The sequence below is a fragment of the Microbacterium sp. 2216-1 genome (genome assembly GCF_046507855.1).
GTDB lineage: Bacteria > Actinomycetota > Actinomycetes > Actinomycetales > Microbacteriaceae > Microbacterium > Microbacterium esteraromaticum_C.
In genome coordinates this window covers 776,698-794,685 of record NZ_JBKFTM010000001.1, presented here as the reverse complement: position 1 = coordinate 794,685, position 17,988 = coordinate 776,698, and the positions used below count along the sequence as shown (strand labels likewise).

Genomic DNA, 17,988 nt, shown 5'->3' with positions numbered 1-17,988 from the left:
CGCGAATGCAAGAAGACCCGGCCTCTTTCGAGACCGGGTCTTCTTCTTTGTTGCGGGGGCAGGATTTGAACCTACGACCTCCGGGTTATGAGCCCGGCGAGCTACCGAACTGCTCCACCCCGCGGCACATCTATAGCCTAACACGGGTGTACAGACGGGGCGAATCGAGCGGGCCGCTCAGCCTCCGCCGGGCGTGTCGCCGCGGTGTTCGATCTGAAGATCCGGCCCCGGGAACAGCAACGTCTCGCTGCCGTCGTCAAAGCGGATGAGGAACGGGGCTCCCCCGTCGTCGCCCCGCACCTCCAGCACTTCGCCGTGCCGCTCGGCATCTCCCACATGTGCACCGTGGATCACGATCCGCGATCCGACTGCCACCTGCATCCTGACCACCTCCGTGCCCTCATTCTGCGGTGTGCGGCGCTGATACGCCAGGGGTCTCGCGATGCATCCTCGGAGATCTGCACAACTTCGGACGCCTCCTGCACGGGCATCCGAGATTGCGCAGAAGTCCGACGTTGTGCCGCGCGGGGCGTAACCGCGCCCCACGCAAAAGAGGTGGACGCCCCGTCAGGGACGCCCACCTCTCTCACACAGCGGATGCTACTGCTGAGCCTGCTCCTCCAGAGCGAGCAGTCGCTCGATCGCAGCGGTCAGCTTCTTGTCCTCGATACCGAACTGCTCCAGGTCGCCGGCCTTGAGAGCGGCTTCGCGCGCCGTGAGCGCGTTGCGTGCATCTTCCAGGGCCGCGGCCATGGCGTCCGACGGCGGCGCGGGCGTGCTGCCCTCGTCCGGGTCGGCGGGCTCGGTCGGCTCGGTCGGGGCATCCGGATCGGCCGGAAGCACGTCCTCATCACCACCGGTGGCGCCGGCGTCACCGCCGAACAGGGCATCGAGCGCCTCGGTCAGCGTGTCCTCGAACGCGACTCGGTCACCGAACGCGACCAGGATCTTGCGCAGGTTCGGCAGCTTCGTCCCCTCGGACGACTGCACGAACACCGGCTGCACATAGAGCAGACCGCCACCGACCGGCAGCGTCAGCAGGTTGCCGTACTTCACCTCGGAGTTACCGAGCGTCAGCACGTTGAGCTGATCGGCGATCTGGGTGTCGGAGTCGAACGTGTTCTGCACCTGGCCGGGGCCGGGCACCGTGGTAGCCGCATCGATCTCCAGCATTCGCAGTGTGCCGTAACTGTCGGACTTCACACCCGCTTCCGACCCGGCATCCGAGTCGACCGCGAGGTAGCCCATCAGCACCTCACGGCTCTCACCCTGCTGCGCGGCCGGAATGAACGTCGAGAACATCGAGAAGCTGGGCTCCTCCTGCCCCGGCATCTGCATCGACAGGTAGTACGGCGGCTGCAGACGGTCCTGCGCCCGCGGGTCGTTGGGCGTCTGCCAACGGTTGACCTCCTGAGCGAAGGCGTTCGCGTTGTCGATGTGGTAGACGCCGAGAATCTCGCGCTGCACCTTGAACAGATCGGTGGGGTACCGCACGTGGCTCATCAGCTCGCCCGACATCTCGCTGATCGGCTCGACCGTGGTCGGGTAGATGTTCGTCCACGCCTCCAGGATCGGGTCCTCTTCATCCCACGCGTACAGCGTCACCGAACCGTCGTACGCGTCGACGGTCGCCTTGACCGAGTTGCGGATGTAGTTGATGTTGTCGAACGCGACGACGGATGCCGGCGTGCGCGAGTCGGCGATGGCCTCCTGCAGGCTGACCGTCGTCGAATACGGGTACGTCGCACTCGTGGTGAAACCGTCGACGATCCAGACGATCCGCCCATCGACCACACTGGGGTACGGGTCCTGGTCGAGCGTCAGGTACGGCGCGACCTTCTGCACGCGCTCGCGCGGGTCGCGGTCGTAGAGGATCTGCGATTCCTCGTTGACGAGGTTCGAGAACAGGATCTGCTCGGACTGGAACTTCATCGCGTACAGCAGCTTGCGGAAGGTGCTGCCGATCTGCGGGCCACCGTCTCCATCGAAGGTCGTCTTCGTGTCGCTGGCGCCGTCCTGGCCACGCGGGAAGTCGATCTCGACCGGATCGGCGCCCTCGGGCGCACCCACGATGGAGTACTCGGGCGAGGACTCGCCGAAGTACACGCGGGGCTCGTAATCCTGAATCTCGGTCAGCACACCCTGCGTCGGGATGCCGCGCTCGAGGAACACTGGCTCGCCATCGTCAGTGCGCTGGTTTCCGGCCATCGCGACCAGGCCGTAGCCGTGGGTGTACACCGCGGCGCGGTTGTTCCAGCTGTCACCGCCACCGAGGCGGGTCATGTCGAGGTCTCGCACCGAGACCACGGTGTCCTGCATCTCGCCGTCGATCTCGTAGCGATCGACATCCAGCTCGGGGGCGAACTGGTAGTACGAGCGGTACTGCTCGAGCTGTCGCACCGTGGGGCTGATCACGGCCGGGTCCATGATGCGAACCGATGCCGTCGTCTCGGCGTCGGCGCGCAGCTGACCGGGCTCGGTGTCGGTCGTGGCCTTGAACGGCATGACCTCCATGTCATCGACGCCGTATGCGGCCTTGGTGCTGTTGATGTTGCGCTCGTAGAACTCGGCCTGGTAGGCGTTCTCGTTCGGCGCGACCTGGAAGGTCGTGACGACCCACGGGTAACCGACGCCGACGACGAGCGACGCGACCACCAGCAGCGCCGTACCCACCAGCGGAAAGCGCCAGCGTCCGATGATCGCAGTCACGAAGAACAGCACCGCGACGACGGCGGCAATGATCGACAGCACGGCGAGACCAGGAATGGTGGCATTCACGCCGGTGTATGCCGCACCGGTGATGCGCCCCTCGGGCTGCACGAGCGTCAGGTAGCGGTCGAGCCACAGGCTCACCGCCTGCACCAGCAGGTACAGCCCCGCGAGCACGGCGAGCTGAATGCGCGCCGGCTTCGAGATGCGCAGCTCACGCTGACCGATCTGCACCGAGCCGTACAGGTACGACACCAGCGCCGTGATCACCAGGCTCAGCAGCAGCACCGCCGAGACGAACGCGAGCAGCATCGAGTAGAACGGCATCGCGAACAGGTAGAAGCCGGTGTCGACACCGAACTCGGGGTCAAGTGCGCCGGTCGAGACACCGTTCGCCCAGAGCCATACCGTCTCCCAGTTGCCCGCGGCGGCGAAGCCGGCGAACACACCGAAGAAGATCGGCAGTCCCCACATCGCCAGGCGGCGCAGCGGCTCGATGACCTCCTGGTAGCGATCGAGCTGCGAGCTCAGCCGCACGTACACCGGGCGAAGCCGGTACGCGAGCTGGATGCACAGGAAGATCGGCACCGCCATCCCGAGGAACCCGATGACGAACATGGTCGCCGTGGCGAGCCACTGCGTCGTCAGAACCGACGCGAAGTCGAGCTGATCGAACCACAGGTATTCGGTGTACAGGGAGGCGAACACGAAGAACCCCGCGATGAGGGCGGCGATCACTGCCACCGAGATCACGAGGATTCTTCGGGAGGTGCTTGGTGTGGCCGGCTGGGGCGCTGAGGTGGTGGTCACCGTCCCATCCTATGAGGCGCCCCTATGCTGTGGCCGCGAGTACGCTCAGCGCGGACGCCCTCAGGGCGTGCAGGTCGCCAGTTGCGCCGTGTCATCGCCCTCGGCGACGACTTCCAGGATCTCGAGCGACTGCTCCAGCGAGTCGGTGCTGTACACGTCGAGCCCCGCCGGCACATGCCCGACGACCTCCTCGCAATTGCTCGCCGGTGCGAGGAAGACGGTGGCGCCGCCGTCGCGCGCCCCGTGCATCTTCTGTCGGATGCCGCCGATCGGCCCCACGGTGCCCGTGGCGTCGATCGTGCCGGTACCCGCCACGTTCTCTCCGCCATTGAGATTGCCCGGAGTCATCGTGTCGATGATCCCGAGCGCGAACATCATGCCGGCACTGGGCCCACCGACGTTGTCGAGCTGCAGGTGAACGTCCACCGGAAAGTCATACTCGGTCGTCAACGAGACGCCGATCAGCCAGAAGGGGTCGCCTGCGGCATCCGTCGTCTCGTCGGGCGTGAGTGAGAGCTCGAACTGCTCGCCAGCGCGGTCGACGACGAGGTCGACCGCGTCGCCCTCGCCCTGCTGGATCCTGTCGCGCAGCACGCTGGCGGAGTCGACGTCGATCCCGTCGACCGAGACGATCGTGTCACCCGGTGCGAGCACTCCCTCGGAGGGGGTGTTCACGAGCGCCTCGACCACTTTGACCTCGGCGCCGACGTCATACCCGAGCTCGATCAGCGCTGCCGCCGTCGCCTCGTGCTGCGAATCGACCATCAGATCGGCGTTGCGCGCATCGCGCTGCTCGGTCGTGACGCCCGCGGGGAAGACGGAATCGAGAGGAACGACCGCGCGCGACGGATCGAACCACGCGATCGCGAGCTCGAACCAGGTGGGCGTGCGCTCGCGGTTGCCGACCACCTGCAGAGTGGTGAGGTCGAGCGTTCCGGCGGTGGGATAGGTGCGGGCACCCTCGACCTCGATCAACGGCACCTCCTCGCCGTCGGCGTTCAGCGCCGTGCCGAGGGTGTCGTAGATCGGACCGGGACGCTGAATCACGTACTGGGTCGGCATGAACGTCAGTCCTACGAGGGCGACCAGCGCGACACTCAGTGCCACGACACCGGTAATGGTGCCGTTGTTGCGGCGTGATGACACGAGACCTCCGGGCGTTCGCGAGCGGCGTACAGGGATCCGGGGCCTTTGGGTCCGAGCACAGGATCGTGTGACTAGCGTAGAACGCACACGCTACGGGCATGCTGAAAGGGCTATCCGCATGGCACAGGACGATCAGGATCCGTCGGACTTCGAAGAAATGCTCCGACGCATGATGTCGGGCGGCCAGGTCGACCCCGAGGCACTGCGCGACGCGCTGTCGAACATGGGTGGCCCCGGCGGCATGCAGTTCGACCCGGCGCAGATGGCCGGCTTCATGTCGCAGATGCAGGGCATGTTCGGCGGCGACCCCTGGCAGAACGCCGAGCGCCAGGCGTTGCACATCGCCAACCGCGACGGGCTGGGCATCACCGACGGCTCGCGGTCGTCGCTGGTCGAGGCGTTCGGTCTGGCGAACCTCTGGCTGAGCGAGTCGACCACCATCTCGGAACTGGCTTCCGCGCCGCAGGCGATGACCCGCGGCGAGTGGGTGGAGCGCACCCTGCCGGTCTGGAAAGAGATCGCCGCCCCCGTCTCGACCTCGATCGCGGATGCCCTCACGGGCGCTCTCGAGACCCAGGTGCCCGAAGAGATGCAGGGCATGGTGCAGGGCGCCGGGCAACTGATGCGAGGTCTCGGCGGTTCGCTGTTCGCCGCCCAGTTCGGTCAGGTGCTCGGGCGCCTCTCGCTCGAGGTCGTCTCGGGCGGTGACGTCGGGATCCCGGTGCTTCCGGCCGGCACCGCCGCCGTGATCCCCCAGAACATCGCCGCCTTCGGTGAAGGGCTGGAGATCCCCGAAGACCAGATCGCCCTGTACCTGGCCGTGCGCGAACTGGCGTACGCGCGTCTGTACCGCCACGCCAAGTGGCTGCACCTGCACGTGCTGTCGCAGATCACCGACTTCGCGCGTGGCGTGACCGTCGACATCGACGCCCTCGAAGACGTCGCGTCGCGCCTGGACCCGTCCAACCCCGAAGAGCTCCGCGCAGCCATCGAGGGCGGTGCGCTGCTGCCGGCGCAGTCCGAGGCGCAGCGTGAAGCGCTCACGCGCCTGGAGAACCTCATCGCGACGATCGACGGCTGGGTCGATGTGGTCACCGAGCAAGCCATCGCCCGACTGCCCGACGGCGCTCGTCTCGGCGAGGCCGCCCGGCGTCGCCGTGCCGTTGGTGGCCCGGCCGAGGATGCCCTCGGCGCACTCGTGGGGCTCAAGCTGCGTCCGCGACGCCTGCGCGAGGCCTCTGCCATGTGGCGCGCTGTGACCGACGCCGTCGGCGTCGCGGCTCGCGACGCACTGTGGGACTACCCCGACATCATGCCGCAGTCCTCGGACATCGATGACCCGACGGCGCTGATCGCCCGCCTCGAAGCGATGCAGCGCGGCGAGGCACCTGCCGCCGACGAACTCGACGAAGCACTCGCGCGCCTGCTCGACGGCGAGGATTTCAGCGAGGGCGGCCCCGGTCGTGGTGACTCGGGCGATTCCGGTGACGAGCGTCCCGAGGGAGACCGCCCGGTCTGACCGTCGGTTGTCCCCACGTCGGTGCCAACCGGAATCCATCCACAGATCCGCGAAACTCGCCCCAGCCGCTGCGGCACACGGTGAGAATCGGTGGCATGAGTCGCCTGACCCCGCAACCGCTCACCCGTCTGGACCCGCGCCACCCCCTGCTGTGGCGCGATGAGAGCACCGTGCAGTTCGGGATGGAGGGGCAGTTCGGCATGGAGGGCGCCGTGCAGGTGGCGGTCGACGAGCCCTGGGTCGAGCCGCTGCTGCAGAAGCTGGTGACGGGCATCCGCGCCGGCTCGTTCGACGTCGTCGCGCACGGCGTCGGCGCCCCGCGCCTCGCGGCACGGCGGATGCTGGAGACTCTGCGTCCTGTGCTCGAGCGCGAATCGCCCACCGCTCCCCCGGTGTGGATCGACGAGGTGAACATCGCCGACGGCCGAGTGCCCTGGCGCATGCAGCAGGCGCTCGTCGATGAGGGGATCGGGCTCGCCCCGCGGGGCGCCGGCGACGCGGTGTCGGTCGTTGTGATCGGCGGTGCGGCCGCCGCACTGCAGTTGGCGCCCTATCTGCGCGATGACGTTCCGCATCTGCCGGTCGCGTTCGAGCAACGGGCGACCGTGGTCGGTCCGCTCGTCGTTCCGGGGCGCACACCCTGCCTCTCATGCCGTGACGCACATGAACGCGATCGGGATGCCGCGTGGCCGGCTCTGCACGCGCAGCTGGTCGGCCGGTCGGCAGACATCGGCACGGCGCGCATCGCGCACGCCGCCGCGCTGGTCACCCGACTGCTGCGCACACCTACGCCGGGGGCGGGGTTGATGGTGCGGGGCGAGCCTGACGGACGGAACGCCTGGCGCTCGGTGCGGTATCACGAAGAATGCCGGTGCCGCGAGACGTCGTTCCGATCTCGGCCAGAAAGCGCGATGGAGGCCGTTCCCCTCGACCTGCCGAGCGCGACCACGACACCGCCAGCGTTCGCGCGGCCCGCGTGATGCCGACGTAGGCGAGCCGGCGTTCCTCGTCGACCTGCTCGAATGTCGAGGCGTACGAGATCGGCAGCGCGCCCTCAGCCCAGCCGGCTAGCAGCACATGCGGCCATTCCAGTCCCTTGGCTGCGTGCAACGTCGACAACGTCACGGTGTGCAGCACCGGTTCGTGCTGATCCTGCGCGCGCGCCATCAGGTCGTCGGCGAAGGCCCGCAGGGTCGTGCCGACGGGTGCCTCCTCGGCCAGACGCAGGATCGCGCGGCGCGCCTCCCAGCCGTCGCGTTGCGCCCCACCGGCCGCGGGTGGTTCCTCGGTCAGGCCGAGGCCGCGCAGCACGTCTCGCACGGTCGGCAGGAATCCGGTATCCGTCGGCGCAACAGCCGCTCCCCGCAACGCCAGCAGCGATTGACGCACCTCGGGCATGTCGAAGAAGCGGGTGCCGCCGAGCACGCTGGTCGCGATGCCGCGCGCGGCGAGCGCCTGCTGCAGCACCGCCGACTGGGAGTGCGCGCGGTAGAGCACCGCGATGTCGGCCGGTGAGGCGCCGGTGCCGATGCGCTTGATGATCGCGTCGGCGATCCCGTCTGCCTCTTCGCGCTCGCTGTCGTAGGCGGTGAGGGTCGGCGTCTCACTGCCGATACCCGCGGCGCGGGGCACCAGAGCCAGTGCACCGGGACGCCCCCGCATCAGTGCGTTGGCCGCATCGAGGATCGGGGCCTGGGAGCGGTAGTTCGTCTCCAGGCGCACGACGGTGGCGTCGGGATAGCGCCGGTCGAACTCCAGCAGGTAGCGCTGCTGCGCGCCCGCGAACGAGTAGATCGTCTGGCTCGCGTCGCCGACGACGCAGATATCGCGGCGATCCCCCAGCCACAGCTCCAGCAGCCGGTTCTGCAGCGGCGAGACGTCCTGGAACTCGTCCACGGTGAAATGCCGGTACTGCTCGTGGACGGCGGCGGCGACCCGCGGCTCGCTCTCGAGCATGCCCGCACATGCCAGCAGCACATCCTCGAAGTCGAGTTGTCGACGGTCGTCCTTGAGCTGCTCGTACGCGGCCTGCAGTTCGACGAGCTGCTCGGGGCGGATGCCCGAGATCGGCCGTTCGAGTTCGGCGTACTGCTCGATCGTGAGCATCGAGACCTTGCGCCATTCGATCTCGCTCGCGATATCGCGCAGCGTCGCCGTGCTGGGGCGCAACCGCATTGCGTCGGCGGCCTGCCCCAGCATCCGCACCTTGTTGTCGATGATGCTCGGGGCGGGGTCGCCGGTGATGGTCGGCCAGAAGAAGTTCAACTGGCGGAGGGCGGCGGCGTGGAACGTTCGGGCGGCGACGCCCGCAACGCCCAGCGCGCGCAGTCGACCGCGCAGCTCACCCGCGGCCTTGGCCGTGAACGTGACCGCCATCACGCGTGAGGGTGAGTAGGCGCCGGTGTCGACGCCGTGCGCGATGCGGTGCGTGATCACTCGCGTCTTACCCGTGCCGGCACCGGCGAGGACGGCGACGGGACCGCGCAGCATCGCAGCGGCCTCGCGTTGTCGGTCATCCAGAGCGTCGAGCACGCTCACCGCGCGCACCCCGCCATCGTGCCACCGCTGGTGCGCGGATGGGCGTACCAGTCGGAGATCAGCCGTCGCGCAATCGAGGCTTCGCCCGGAAGTCCCACAGGCCCGTCACCGGCGAGCGCGCTACCGATCTCATCGCGTGTGAGCCAGCGCACGTCGACGATCTCGTCGCCGTCGGCGACCGCGCTCTCGTCAGCGGCGACGGCACGGAATCCGATCATCAGCGACCGCGGATACGGCCACGGCTGCGAACCGATGTAGTGCAACTCGCTGAGCCGCACGCCGGCTTCTTCTTCGATCTCGCGGTGCACCGCGCTCTCCAGCGACTCTCCGGCCTCGACGAAGCCTGCGAAGCAGGAGTACATCCGACCGCGCCAGTTGACGTTGGCGCCCAACAGCAGTCGCTCGCCGTCGGGGCTCTCGATCGCGACGATCACGGCGGGGTCGGTGCGCGGAAAGTGCTCGCGCCGGCACTGGTCACACCAGCGCGCCCAGCCGGCCTGGGTCAGGGTGAGGCGGGTGCCGCACGAAGGGCAGTGGCGTGCGTCGGCCAACCACGCGGCGAGCGCGATCGCGGTGACGAACACATCGGCGTCGTACGGCGTCAGGTCGCCGCCGACATCACGGAGCCCCAGCCAGGTCTCGTCGGGCGCGGCATCGATCGAGTCGGTGCGTGGCGGGACGGATGCCAAGAGCAGGGCGGTTCCATCCGCCTCGCGCCCGAGCAGTGCCCACTCAGCGTCGCCGACGGTGTGGGCGTCGACGCGCAACAGCGTTCCGTCGGCGATGCGCAGCCGCGCCTGTCTGACCACGATCACACGTGTGCCCGGTTCGGCGATCAGACGTTCGATGACGCCTGGCTCAGTACGCAGATCAGCGGCCCGGTCGAGGAGGGCTTCCGATGCGATCATGCGTTCCCCCTGGTGTTGTCGTGCAGTGTTTCTTCGTGCATGTTCTCGTTGCGTCCGTGTTCACGGTTCGCTTCCCGGGTGCCGCCGATCGCCTGTGCGCGGCACGACCCGCCCGGTTATCCCGCGGCGCGGGCGTGGCGCGAGCGCACCGGCGAGGCTGCAGACCTACCCTGGAGAACATGGCACGCTCTCCTTTCACTCTAGTGGCGGCGGTCACCGCGGCTCTGCCGGGCGCTGAGGTCGTCGGCGCCCGCGCGCTGACCTCGGACGGTGACGGAAGGTTCGATTCCGCGGTGGCGACGCTCGCCGACGGACGCGAGCTGGTGATTCGTGTCGCAGAGGACGACGCGGCCGCGCTGGAGCTCGCCGAGGAGGCGCTCGCGCTGCGGGCGCTCACCGCGGGCGCCCGCGAGATGCTGCCGTTCCGGGCGCCGACGCACGTCGGCGAGACGCGCGTCGGCGAAGCACGGGCACAGGTGACCGATCTGATGCCGGGCTTCCAGATCGATGCACCGTTGATCCCGGCGGGGCCCGGTGCTGCGGTGTCGATCGGTGAGACGATCGCCGCGGTGCACGCACTGCCCGAATCGGTGGTGCGCGCTGCGGGACTCGCGATGCACGATGCGACGACCGTGCGCGCCGAGGTGCAGCAGATGATCGATCGTGCCGCGGCCACGGGTCGGGTCCCTGGGCGGTTGACCACGCGCTGGCGCGATGCCGCCGCCGATGACGACCTGTGGCGCTTCGAGACGACCGTGGTGCTGGGCGGAATGCAGGCGCAGTCGTTCCTGTTCGAGGACGATCCCGACGCGGGCCCGCGAGTCATCGGAGTGCTGGGCTGGCGCGGCTTGGCCGTCGGCGATCCGGCAGAAGACCTCGGGTGGCTCTCGGGCGCTCCCGAGGCCAGCGCCGACGTGCACGACGCCTACATGGCCGCATCAACGCGGGCGATCGACGACGCGTTGCGGGTGCGGGCCCGCCTGCATGCCGAGCTGGGCTTTGCCCGGTGGCTCGTGCACGGTGCCGAGCTTCGCCGTCCGGAGATCGTCGAGGACGCCGCCGCGCTGTTGGAGTCGCTCTCCGACGGTCTGCGGAACGACGACCTGCGCGTGGTCGCCACCTACACCGGTGGTGTGGATTCGGCACTCGATGTGCTGGATCAGGTACCCGAGACGGTGGCCGCGTCGGTCGACACCTCGATGCAGACCGACGCGTACCGCCCGGAAGACCTCGTATGGCACACCGATGCCGGCGACGAGGATGCGGATGCTGCCGAGGACGAGAACGCCGCGGCGGAAGACTCCTCAGCCGATCGGCCGTCGTGGGAGGAGCCGACGCAGGACCTCACCGGCGCCGCGCGCCTGGCCGAAGCGGACCTCGACTCCCCCGAGACGACAGCATCGGATGCCGCGGGCGAGCCCACTGCCGCAAGCCACGGAGACGGCAAGCGCGCAGACGCCGACCAGGGCGAGACCGAGCACAGCGACGAGTCCGAGCACAGCGACATGGACTCCGCGGAGGAGGCTCAGCGTGCGGCGCGCGCGGCGCTCCAGCGCTGGACCAACTCGGGTTCCGAGTAGACGCGCTCCCCGCGGATGACGAGGTCGTCGGCGACGTAGTAGAGCGCCACGTCGATCTCTTCCAACGGCACGCCGAAACGGCGGTGGTAGGCGAGACGGTAGAGGGCGAGCTGCAGCATCCGCTCTTCGCGTTCCTCGGCGTTGCGCGGTGCACGTCCGGTCTTCCAGTCGACGATCTCGATGCGTCCGCCGCGGTCCTCGCGGCGGTACACCGCGTCGAGTTTGCAGATCACGATGTGGCCCCGAGCGTCGGTGGCGCTGCCAAAAGCGAAGTCGATCTCGATCTCAACGGCGATCGGCTGCAGCCCGGCCCATTCGCTCTGTTCGAACGTCTCGCGCAGTTGCGCCAACGCGCGCTCGTCGTCAGAGGCCCCCTCGGCGGCCATCTCGCCGAAGGGCGCGGACGTGTCCGGAGCGTCGGCGTCGATCTCCCACAGCGCCCCTTCGGGATCGGAATGCGCCCCGACCAGTCCTGAGCGCTGTTCGACCCAGGCGTGAAACAGCGTGCCGATACGGGTCTGCGTGTACGGACGCTCGGGCATCGGACGCCCGAGATCGCGCAGCGTGCCCCGGTAGTCGGTGACCCAGTCCTTGAACCGTGACGCCGGCACGCGCACCGGCGCTTCCTCGGCTGTTCCCGCCAACCGCTCCGCTCGCTCGGCGAGGAGACGCTCCAACTGGGCGGACGGCGTGACGACGACCCCCGACGAATAGGCAGCGCGGGCGTGCTGCTCGGCGTGCGCTACCCGGGAGCGACGGTCGCCCAGGGCATCCATCGGCCAGCTCCGGGTCAACCCCGGCCCGTCATAAGGGTTCTCCTCGGGATCGACCGGTGCGATGTCGTCGAGGCCGAGCACCTCGATCGCCTCACGCAGGAACGGGCTGGGCACGCGCGGTTTGGTCTGCCCGGCCCAGTGCGCGCCGGTGAGCAGCAGGTCCTGCCGCGCGCGGGTGACCGCCACATAGGCGAGTCGCCGTTCCTCCTGCTGCTGATACTGGCGATAGGCGTTCTTGAAGCGTCGCAGTGCCCCGCCCTGCGGATAGGCCTTGGTAACGCCCGCGGCGAGCGCATCAAGCGCCGCTTTGTGACGCTTGGCCGGCGTATCACCCGCCGCGTCCATCTCGGCCTGCGGATCCCAGTGGAACACCGGAAGCGCGTCGCGATCGCCACGCAGAGCGAACGGCACGACCCCGAAGCCGAACCAGCCCGCGGTGTCTTGAGCGCGACCGGGCAGTTCGTCCTCGACGAGACGCGCCACCGCGACGGCGTCCCATTCCAGTCCCTTCGAACCATGGATGGTCAGCAACTGCACGACGCCCGGCTCGGGCGGCTCGGGGCGCGGCATGAGCTCGTCGGTGCTCTCTGCCTTGGCGAGCCACGCCAGCAGGCTGCCGATCGTGCCGCGGTCGTCGGCGCTGAGGAACGCGCGCACCTCATCGGCGAACGCGCGCAGCTGCGTGGCGGCCACACGTGCAGGGCCGCGGGATTCGTTCGCAGCCAGCTCGATGTCCAGGCGCAGCTCGAGCTCGATCAGGCGGATCAGCTCGGGAATCGGCAGGCCCGCCGAACGCCGCAGCCGTTCGAGGATCTCACCGGCCTCGCGCAGCCGGCTTCGCCCCTGTGGGCTGATCCCTTCGAGCACGCGATAGTCGTCGGGCGTGCCGCGCACGAAGTCGACGGCGTCGACGATCGACACGGCCTCGTCGGCACCGCGCGATGAGCGCAGCCGCTCTCGCACCTCGTCCGAGAGCGGCGAGAGCGAGGCGTCGCGCCCGGCGAGCACATCGGCGAGGTCGTAGAGGGCGGCCATGTCGGCGACGCCGATCGCGAACCGCGGACCCACCAGCAGTCGGATCAGTGCCGATCCTGCGGTCGGGTCATGGATGACGCGCAGCATCGAGACGACATCGACGACCTCGGGGGTCGACAGCAGCCCGCCGAGCCCGAGGATTCGGTGCGGGATACCGTGGCGCGACAGCGCTCCGGCGAACGTCTGCATGTGCCGCTTCGAGCGGAACAGGATGGCTCCGGTGTGGGCGCGATCGGCTCCGGACGCGGCGTGCGCCGCGCGCCGCTGTCCGAACCACTCGGCCACACACTCCGCCTCATCGTCGACGGTGTGCGGAAAGAGCACCTCGACCCGCCCCGCACCCGCACCGGGGCGCGGTTCGAGCGCGGGAACGTCTAGTCCCTCGCGCTGCAGCGGTTCGAGCACACGGTTGGCGACGTCGAGGATGCGGGTGTCGTTGCGCCAGCTCGTCATCAGGCTGTACGTCGTGGCCGACTGCTCGTGCGCGAACGAGCGTCCGAACGCGTACAGGTTGTCGGCGCTCGCTCCGCGCCAGCCGTAGATCGACTGGTGCGGGTCGCCGACCGCCATCACGGCGCTGTCACGGAAGAGCGCCGCGAGGAAGCGCGTCTGAATCACCGACGTGTCCTGGTATTCGTCGAGCAGCACCACACGATGCTGCTCGCGCAGTTCGGAACGCACATCGGGGGCCGTCTCGACGATGTCGAAGGCGCCGCCGACCTGATCGGCGAAATCGAGCACGCCCCGGCGGTGCTTCTCGGCGATGTAGTCGCGCACCAGACGCACCAGCACCGGCATCCCCAGCAGGTTGACCACGGCGGTCTCGACGTCGCGGTTCGTGCGGTACGGCTCGAAGGCGGCGGCCTGCGCGGTCGTGATGCGCTCGATCTCGTCGAGGTCGGCGCGGTGATCGAGAACGTCCGCGGCGAGCTTCTGCACGGCGTCGATGAGGGAACCGAGCGACCGTTCGATCTCTTCCAGTCCCGGCAGGTCGGCGCGCAGCACGACCGCTCGGGCGATCAGCCAGGATGCCGATTGGCTCAGCATCGCTGCCTCGGGGTCACGGCCGATCCGCGCGGCGTGCTCGCGCACGATGCTGTCGGCGAAGGCGTTGTACGTCGACACGCGTGGTCTGACGAGCAAGTCCTCGGCCGTGCGTGCTGTGCGCGGATCCCAGCCGGTGTCGAAGCGCTCGGCCAGGTCGTCGAGCACCTGTGTGCGCACCGTATCGCGCTGTGCTCCCGCTGCCGCGTCGTGCACCCGGCGCAGGGCGTCGGTGCGCACGATCTCGGGCAGGTGCGGCAAGAGGCCACGACGACCGAAATGATCGATCATCTCCAGTCGGAGGCCGATGCGCTCGGCGAGCTCACCGGCCGCTTTGCGGGTGAAGGTCAGGCCCAGCACCTCGTCCGGACGCACATGGCCGTTCGCGACCAGCCACACCACGCGCCCGGACATCGTCTCGGTCTTTCCGCTGCCGGCACCGGCGACCACGAGCGCGGGCGCGGGCGGCGCATGGATGACGCGCTGTTGTGCCTCGGTGGGGACGGGCAGCCCGAGCGCGAGGGCGATGTGCTCGGCCGAGATCTCGGACGGCCGCGCCCACGCGGCGCTCACGCGCTCACCGCCGGCACGGTGTGGATGTGACACGGTGTGACGCGCACCTGGGTGTCAGCGCAGTGCGTCTCGACCTGGGCGGTGAAGCTGCTGGCGGCCATTCCGCGACCGGCATCCGCGACGCGGCGCAGAAACGCTGCCCGTGCGTCGTCATCCAGGGTGTGCTGATGGGCGACCCGGTAGTTCGCCTTGCCCACCGTCTTCGAAACGATCACCAGCCGGGCTCCGGCCAGAGCCTCGGCCGGCGCGTCGTCGAGCAGCCCCTCCTGCACCGCGACCTGATAGGCCGCCAGTTGCGCGTGCTCGAGCACATTGGCTTCCGTGTCGGGTTCGTACTTGCCCGTCTTGAGATCGACCACGATCACCCGTTGCTCTCCGTCACCATCACCCATCCGCTGCCACTTCTGCCCCCGCGCAGGAGCATGCTCGCCGCCGTCCACCGGGTAGACCTCCACGCGGTCGATCACGCCGCTGACCAGCGCACGCGGACGCTCAGCGATGACCGTCGCATCCGCTCCACCGGGCGTCGTCGCCGTAGCATCCGCAGCAGGTTCGGTGGGAAGCGCCTGCGCCTGCCCCGTCTCGAGATCGACGGTGAAGCGGAACCGCGCCTCGGCTCCGACGACCCGTCCCCCGTCACGAGCGACCTCACCGACGTAGTCGTGCACGCGCTCGACGTAGAGGTCGGCCCGACGACGTTCCTTGCGTCCGATCCACGCGGTCTCGAAGTCGAGTTCGGGCCAGTGCTCGTCAACGATGGCCCGCATGGCATCGAGCGCGCCATCGGGCACCTTCTCCATCGCCTCGTGCACGATCGTTCCGATGCCGGCAGAGGGCGGGGCGACGGTGTCGCCCCCGAGCGACGAGATCACCCAGTTCAATCCGCATTCCTCGAATGCCTCCAGACGCGAGGGCGACACGCGCACCGGTGCCGCGTCGAGGTCGCGCAGCGGCGCCGTGGTGGACGGCGGAGTGAGCCCGTACCACTCGTCGGGAGCGGCTCCCGGAACTCCGGACTCGGCGAGGACCCGCAGTTGTCCGGCAGCGTGCGCGAGGTCGGCGGGGTCGTCGGTCGTGCTCAGCGCACGACGATGGCGGGCGACGAGGCCGCGCAACGTCAGCGGGTGCGCGTAGCGCTCCTCGTCGTGCTCGGCGGGCGGCGCCGGCGGCAGGAACGAGAAGAACGGGCTCGGCGACATGTCGTCGTCATCCACCGCCGTCACGACCAGGCGCGTGCGTGCCCGCGATACGGCGCGCACGAACAACCGCAGCTCGTCGTGCAGTGCAGCGCGCCGCCGATCGAGAATCCCGGGTACCTCCTCGGGCAGGCCGTCCCGCGCAGCCGTGATGGCCTCGGCGAGACGCCACGTCTCGAGCATTCCGCCACGCAGCCGAACGTTGGGCCAGATGCCGTCCTGCACACCCGCCACGACGACGGCCTCGAACTCGGCGCCCAGCGCGGCCGCGGGTGTCATCAGCGTGACCAGCCCGGGCCGCTCGGGGGTGGACAGGGTGTCTTCGGGAACCTCGCTGTCGAGGATGTCGCGGATGAAGAGTGCCGCCTTCTCGTGCGGCGTGCGCTCGACGAAGCGTTTGGCCGCGGCGAACAGGGCGACGAGACTGTCGAGCGACCGCGCCACCTCGGCTCCGCCGGGCTGGTCAGCGGCGGCACGCCAGGCGCTCTGCAACGGTGTTCCGCCGATCGTGCGGGCGCGGTCCCAAACCGTCCAGAGCAGCTCGTGCACCGTCGCACCGGCCGTCGCCGCCTCATGCACCTGGGCGAGGGTATGCGCGAACCGTTGGGCGACGCGCGCCTCGGCCGCATCGACTCGGTCGAACGCGACCGGGAACTGCATCGCTTCGCGCAGCAGCTCGCGGGCGGGTGTTGATCCCCCGTCTTCGAGTTCGACATGCCGCAACCGTGCGCGCAGCCGCCGCAGACCCACCGCGTCGAGACCGCCGAACGGCGAGGTGAGCAGTTCGGCGAGCAGATCGGCCTCGCGGTCCTCGGGCGCCGTGAGACCGAGCCGCACCACCTCGGTGATCTCGCGCACGATCCGCTCGCTTCCGAGCGGTCGCGGCACACCGGCGGCTCTGGTGGGCACCTCACGTGCGGCGAGCTCTGCTTCGAGCATGACGATCTGCCGCGTATCGTGTGCGATCACGGCGATCCCGCTCCACGGGATGCCGTCCGTCAGGTGCCACTCGCGCAAGGTCGCGGCGATGCGATCGACCTCTTCGTACGGCGACGGCGCGATCAGTGTGCGCACGCCGGCGTTGCTCTGCCCGACAACCGGTTCCGTGGCCTCGGGAGGACGCCGGTGATCCACCCGGCCCGCCACGCCGATCGCCTGCGTGATGGTACGGGTGAGCGCGGTCAGCTCCGGGCTCTGACGATGCGCCCGGTCGAGCACGAACACCTCGCCCAGCGCCTGCGCGAGGTCGGCGAACAGCTGCGGGCTCGCCCCACGGAACGCACCGGACGAGATATCGGGGTCTCCGAATGCGAGCACCGCGATCTCGCGCGCACGCAACGCACGCACCAGGCGGATGCCGCCGCGGGTGAGTTCCTGGGCATCGTCGATCAGCACGACGCGAAGCTGCGCGAGCGGGCCGAGCGAGGCAGCATCCGCCGTGTGCAGGATGCCGGTGGCCTCACCGAGCAGTTCGGGAATGTCGCGGTGCGCGACGCGCATGCCCCCCATGACGTCGCGATACTCGTCGAGGAAGTCGGCGGCGGCCTGCCAGGTCGCGCGCCCCGAACGCTCCAGCTCGCCCGGTTCGACGGCCAGTTCAGTGCATTCGGCCAGGAACGCGCGCAGCTCGGAACGGAACGCCTTCGATGCGCGCACGCCGGGGCTCAGCGCCTCGGGCCATTCCCGGAGGCCGTCCTCGGCGTCGCCCGCGAGCAGGTCGGCGAAGATGCGGTCCTGATCGGCGCCGGTCAGCAGCGCCGGCGGGTCGTCGCCGCGGTGCACCGTGACACCACGCACGATCTGAAAGGCGAACGAGGCGAGCGACCGCGCCAGCGGCCCCGGCGTCGCCTGATCGATGCGCACGCCGATGCGGTCGCGCAGCACCGTCGCCGCCTGCCGGCTCGGGGTCAGAACCAGCATCTGTTCGGGGCGCAGCCCCGAGTCGAGCAGGTGCACGACACGGTCGACGAGAGCCGTCGTCTTGCCCGTGCCCGGTGCGCCGATGACCACCCCGGAGGTCGCCGCCGGCGCGTCGACGAGGGCCCGCTGCGCAGCATCCTGTGTCATGAGATCCACGCTATCGGCGCGTGCCGACACTCCCCCGGCGCACACCACCGAGCGCTGTGCGCCCCTGGCGAACGCACCGTCTGACGC

9 protein-coding genes and 1 tRNA gene are annotated in these 17,988 nt (G+C 69.3%); 2 read left to right on the top strand and 8 right to left on the bottom strand.

Annotation, left to right across the window (positions count from 1 at the left end; translation table 11 throughout):
- Positions 1-50: 50 nt before the first annotated feature.
- The 4 genes from ACLD0U_RS03590 to ACLD0U_RS03575 form a co-directional block, all read right to left on the bottom strand.
- Positions 51-124: transfer RNA gene (locus ACLD0U_RS03590), tRNA-Met, on the bottom strand.
- A gap of 53 nt (positions 125-177) precedes the next feature.
- On the bottom strand, positions 178-381 hold the full coding sequence (locus tag ACLD0U_RS03585) for a DUF1918 domain-containing protein (protein WP_179411323.1): 204 nt from the start codon (positions 379-381) through the stop codon (positions 178-180).
- A gap of 219 nt (positions 382-600) precedes the next feature.
- Complete coding sequence (locus ACLD0U_RS03580) at positions 601-3,519, bottom strand: UPF0182 family protein (RefSeq protein WP_410339854.1); 2,919 nt, start codon at positions 3,517-3,519, stop codon at positions 601-603.
- A gap of 60 nt (positions 3,520-3,579) precedes the next feature.
- Positions 3,580-4,665 (bottom strand): PDZ domain-containing protein, encoded by a 1,086-nt coding sequence (locus ACLD0U_RS03575; RefSeq protein ID WP_410339853.1) that lies wholly within the window; start codon positions 4,663-4,665, stop codon positions 3,580-3,582.
- Positions 4,666-4,783: 118 nt separating this feature from the next.
- On the opposite strand from ACLD0U_RS03575, the gene ACLD0U_RS03570 reads away from it, so the two are divergent.
- Positions 4,784-6,184, top strand: coding sequence for a zinc-dependent metalloprotease (locus ACLD0U_RS03570; RefSeq protein WP_410339852.1), 1,401 nt, complete (start codon positions 4,784-4,786; stop codon positions 6,182-6,184).
- 786 nt (positions 6,185-6,970) lie between these two features.
- On the opposite strand, the gene ACLD0U_RS03565 is transcribed toward ACLD0U_RS03570, so the two are convergent.
- Together ACLD0U_RS03565 and nudC are read right to left on the bottom strand one after the other, a co-directional pair.
- On the bottom strand, positions 6,971-8,722 hold the full coding sequence (locus ACLD0U_RS03565) for an ATP-dependent helicase (RefSeq protein ID WP_179411915.1): 1,752 nt from the start codon (positions 8,720-8,722) through the stop codon (positions 6,971-6,973).
- Entirely contained in the window at positions 8,719-9,630 is a 912-nt protein-coding gene (nudC, locus tag ACLD0U_RS03560) for an NAD(+) diphosphatase (protein WP_410339851.1), read from the bottom strand. Before nudC ends, ACLD0U_RS03565 begins: the two co-directional genes overlap by 4 nt.
- Before the next feature lie 179 nt (positions 9,631-9,809).
- Between nudC and ACLD0U_RS03555 the strand changes: the two genes are divergently transcribed.
- The gene (locus tag ACLD0U_RS03555) at positions 9,810-11,210 is read left to right on the top strand and encodes a phosphotransferase (RefSeq protein ID WP_410339850.1); all 1,401 of its coding nucleotides are present in this window, start codon (positions 9,810-9,812) and stop codon (positions 11,208-11,210) included.
- On the opposite strand, the gene ACLD0U_RS03550 is transcribed toward ACLD0U_RS03555, so the two are convergent.
- Positions 11,156-14,638, bottom strand: coding sequence for a UvrD-helicase domain-containing protein (locus ACLD0U_RS03550; RefSeq protein ID WP_410339849.1), 3,483 nt, complete (start codon positions 14,636-14,638; stop codon positions 11,156-11,158). The two genes, ACLD0U_RS03555 and ACLD0U_RS03550, sit on opposite strands and share 55 nt — an antisense overlap.
- Positions 14,635-17,901 (bottom strand): ATP-dependent helicase, encoded by a 3,267-nt coding sequence (locus ACLD0U_RS03545; protein WP_410339848.1) that lies wholly within the window; start codon positions 17,899-17,901, stop codon positions 14,635-14,637. The genes ACLD0U_RS03550 and ACLD0U_RS03545 overlap by 4 nt, the downstream gene beginning before the upstream one ends.
- Positions 17,902-17,988 lie beyond the last annotated feature (87 nt).